The sequence below is a fragment of the Methylocystis sp. genome (assembly GCF_051061225.1).
GTDB lineage: Bacteria > Pseudomonadota > Alphaproteobacteria > Rhizobiales > Beijerinckiaceae > Methylocystis.
In genome coordinates, this window is the sequence record NZ_JBPFEB010000104.1 from 1 (window position 1) to 2,242 (window position 2,242).

The window sequence follows — 2,242 nt, forward strand, 5'->3', positions numbered from 1 at the left end:
CCCATGCGCCAGAGGAAAGAACGGAGATATCCGCGCCATCTGACGCGCGCTCAGCAAAAACAAGTCGCTCATCAAGGGCTCCTCGAATCAGAAGCCCTTGTGAATCATAGCTCAAGCAAATTTAATAGGTCCTGACCCTAGCTGATCACCTCGGTGGGCGGCGGTTCGCATCACAGGATTCGCGCAGACGACTGCAAAACTTGAAGCTGCAGGCCTCAACTCCTCGACGGCGATGCGCCGGCCTGCAAACCTCATGCGTGAGCAATCGGCCCTGCTCGCTTTGAACGACGCGTTTCTGGTGGGCGCGGTGGTCTTCGTATTGTTGGCCATCTTCGTTTGGTTCGCACATCCAACCATGGTCGCCTTCTGGCGGCGTGGGGATGCGGCGCATCTCCGAGCAGAGGAGCTCATGGAATCGCCATGACGTAGAGCTAAGGCGCCATCGCGTGGGCCACTTTTGCAGCGCCGCCCGCGGGCGGCGATCGCGGCCTCCCCCGCGGGTTAAGCTCTGTTTGCTACGAACGACGGGACAAAGGCTTCGGCTGAAGGAAGAAATCATATCTGCCGACCGCCGGTCCGCCATGAGAAGCCGAATGAGACTTGCGCCTGCCCGGCTGAGCGTTGTAAATTCCAGCAACCATCGACAGCAGGGGACTTGCGTCTGGGCTGCAGCCTAGAGATAATTTAGCGTCCTTTGCCTATTGTCCATGGCTTACAAGGGACCCAGCGTGTGGCTGATCGTCAAACCCAGGGGCGTCGGTGGCGACAAGATCCAACACTGAGTGGCTAGCGGCTCTGCGCCAGACGGGGCAGACTCAGGAAAACGCCGTCAAAGAGCTGCGGCAATTGTTGCGCCGCGCCATTTTCAATTTCCTGTCCCGCAAACGCGCCGGTAACGCCGGCGGCCTTGACTATGACTATGAGGATCTGGCGGAAGACTGCGCACAGGAGTCCGTGCTCCTCATTCAGGCAAAGCTGGACCAATTCCGTGGCGACAGCCAATTCACGACATGGACCTATGCGATCGCTATTCGCGCGACCCTTAACGAACTGCGCCGGCGCCGTTGGAGCGCGACGGCAATCCAAGCAGTGCGCCTTGGCGACGCCATGCCGCATTGGCCGATTGACAATCCCGGGCCTGAGCGAAGTCTCGAGCAGCAACAAGCTTGGCCGACGCTGAGCGAGCTGATCGAAACCGCGCTGACCCCCTTGCAACGCAAGGCGTTGATCGCGCACGCCTTCCAGGAAATGCCCCTCGATCTCGTCACCGAATGGCTGGGCACCAATCGAAATAGCCTCTATAAGCTTATCCACGATGCGCGCAAGCGCCTCCAGGCGGCTCTGCTCTCAAGGGGCGTCACACATCGCGAGCTCATCGCTATTTTTGATACGCCTCATCCCGAGCGGCCCTATTTTGAAGACAGTAAGAAATCTCATTTCACAGCGTCTAATGGTTAGCGACGAGAATCCCGGATGAAACGGAAAGAGTTCGGACGGTTGATCGACACCATCTTCGCGGCGAACGCCGGCGAAGAGTTGTCGTGCAGCGATTATTTCGAGCGATTGCCGCGTTACGCCGAGCTGGAGGTTGCCGGCGAGGACGCCGCTGCGCGCCTTCCGGAGGTGCGCCATTTCTTCGAAGGCGTGAATATGGAATACCAGCTCGCAAAGCAAAAATCCTTTTTGACCATGGCGTTTGGCGGCCCAATAAGTATACGGGCAAAGACATGCGAAAGGCGCACGAGAGACTTGTCGCCAAGGATTTGAACGATTCGCATGTCGATGCGGTGATCGAAGACCTGTCGAGAACGCTCCGGCAGCTCGGCGTCGCTGAAAAGGAAGTGCAAGAAGCTGCGGCGTTGGCCAATTCGGTTCGCAGCGACGTGTTGAACCACTGAGGCCCAAGCGATGACGCTGCTCACTTATCGAGAAGCAGCCATCGAGATCGAGCCGGGGGAGGACGTCCTTTCCGCGCTGCTACGCGCTGAAATCGACGCGCCTCACTCCTGCCGATCCGGGGTCTGCCAGAGTTGCTTGCATCGCGTGGTCGATGGCAATCCGCCGACCGCAGCGCAGAAGGGGCTCAGCGACGCGCAGAAGGCGCTGGGCTATTTCTTGCCCTGCGTCTGTGTGCCCGATACGCCTCTGACCATCGTCCCGGCTCAGGAAGCAGGGACCCGGACGGAGGCTGTCGTACGCTCGATGGATCGCCTTTCTGGCGACGTCGTGCGGCTGCGCCTTG

The 2,242-nt window shown here is 59.4% G+C and carries 4 protein-coding genes; all 4 read left to right on the forward strand.

Features of this window, described 5'->3' with window-relative positions; all coding sequences use genetic code 11:
* Nucleotides 1-759 precede the first annotated feature (759 nt).
* A complete protein-coding gene (locus ACR652_RS18285; protein ID WP_434507906.1) occupies nt 760-1,458 on the forward strand; it encodes an RNA polymerase sigma factor in 699 nt (232 codons plus the stop codon).
* Between the two features lie 15 nt (nt 1,459-1,473).
* A complete protein-coding gene (locus tag ACR652_RS18290; protein WP_434507907.1) occupies nt 1,474-1,767 on the forward strand; it encodes a hypothetical protein in 294 nt (97 codons plus the stop codon).
* Nucleotides 1,764-1,898 carry a hypothetical protein gene (locus ACR652_RS18295; RefSeq protein WP_434507908.1) on the forward strand — a complete coding sequence of 45 codons (135 nt, stop codon included), beginning with the start codon at nt 1,764-1,766 and terminating at the stop codon, nt 1,896-1,898. The genes ACR652_RS18290 and ACR652_RS18295 overlap by 4 nt, the downstream gene beginning before the upstream one ends.
* A 10-nt stretch (nt 1,899-1,908) precedes the next feature.
* Nucleotides 1,909-2,242: 2Fe-2S iron-sulfur cluster-binding protein (locus ACR652_RS18300; RefSeq protein WP_434507909.1), on the forward strand; the 334-nt coding region annotated here is incomplete at its 3' end.